Genomic DNA, 1,035 nt, shown 5'->3' with positions numbered 1-1,035 from the left:
AGCAGAGCGAGGAGGTTCTTGGCGTAGAGCAGCGAGGCGCTCTCGGCGATGCGGCTGGGGTAGTTGGCGTGGCCGACGATCTTCACCCCGTTCTCCGTGGTGACGACCTTGCCCAGCTCCGAGCCCTCGACGTTGCCGCCCTGCTCCACCGCCAGATCGATCAGCACCGAGCCCGGCTTCATCGAGGCGACATGCTCGCGCGTCACCAGCACCGGCGCCTTGCGGCCCGGGATCAGCGCGGTGGTGATCACGATGTCCTGCTTCTTGATGTGCTCGGCGACCAGTGCGGCCTGCTGGCGCTTGTAGTCGTCGGACATCTCCTTGGCGTAGCCGCCCGCCGTCTCGGCCTGCTTGAACTCCTCGTTCTCCACCGCGACGAAGCTGCCGCCCAGCGACTGCACCTGCTCCTTGACCGCCGGGCGCACGTCGGTCGCCGAGACGATGGCGCCCAGCCGCTTGGCCGTGGCGATGGCCTGCAGCCCGGCGACGCCGACGCCCATGATGAAGGCGCGGGCCGGCGGCACCGTGCCCGCCGCGGTCATCATCATCGGATAGGCCCGGCCATACTCGCTGGCCGCATCGACCACCGCCTTGTAGCCGGCGAGGTTGGCCTGCGAGGACAGCACGTCCATGACCTGGGCGCGGGTGATGCGCGGCATGAACTCCATGGCCAAGGCGTTGACCCCCGCCGCCGCGTAGGCCGCCACATGGTCGCGGCTGGCGTACGGGTTGAGGATGCCCAGCAGCAGGGCGCCGCGCGGGATCAGCGCCAGCTCGTCGAGGCCCCCCTCCCCGGCGAGCAGCGGGCGCTGCACCTTCAGCACGATGTCGGCCCCGGCCAGCGCGGACGCCGCGTCCGGCGCGATCGCCGCGCCGGCATCCTGGTACACCCGGTCCGGCAGGTTCGACCCCAGACCGGCCCCGGTCTCCACGACCACTTCCAGGCTGAGGGCTTTGAGTTTCTTGACCGTCTCCGGAGACGCCGCGACGCGATTCTCGCCCGCGCGCCGCTCCCTGGGTATGGCGATTTTCATG

At 70.2% G+C, this 1,035-nt stretch carries 1 protein-coding gene; it reads right to left on the bottom strand.

The genetic code is table 11. From position 1 onward, the window contains the following. Nucleotides 1-1,034: Re/Si-specific NAD(P)(+) transhydrogenase subunit alpha (locus tag QSG27_RS29025; RefSeq protein WP_306712331.1), on the bottom strand; the 1,034-nt coding region annotated here is incomplete at its 3' end. Nucleotide 1,035 lies beyond the last annotated feature (1 nt).

It is taken from the genome of Azospirillum isscasi (assembly GCF_030849505.1).
GTDB classification, from domain to species: domain Bacteria; phylum Pseudomonadota; class Alphaproteobacteria; order Azospirillales; family Azospirillaceae; genus Azospirillum; species Azospirillum isscasi.
This window is presented reverse-complemented; position numbering and strand designations above follow the sequence as displayed.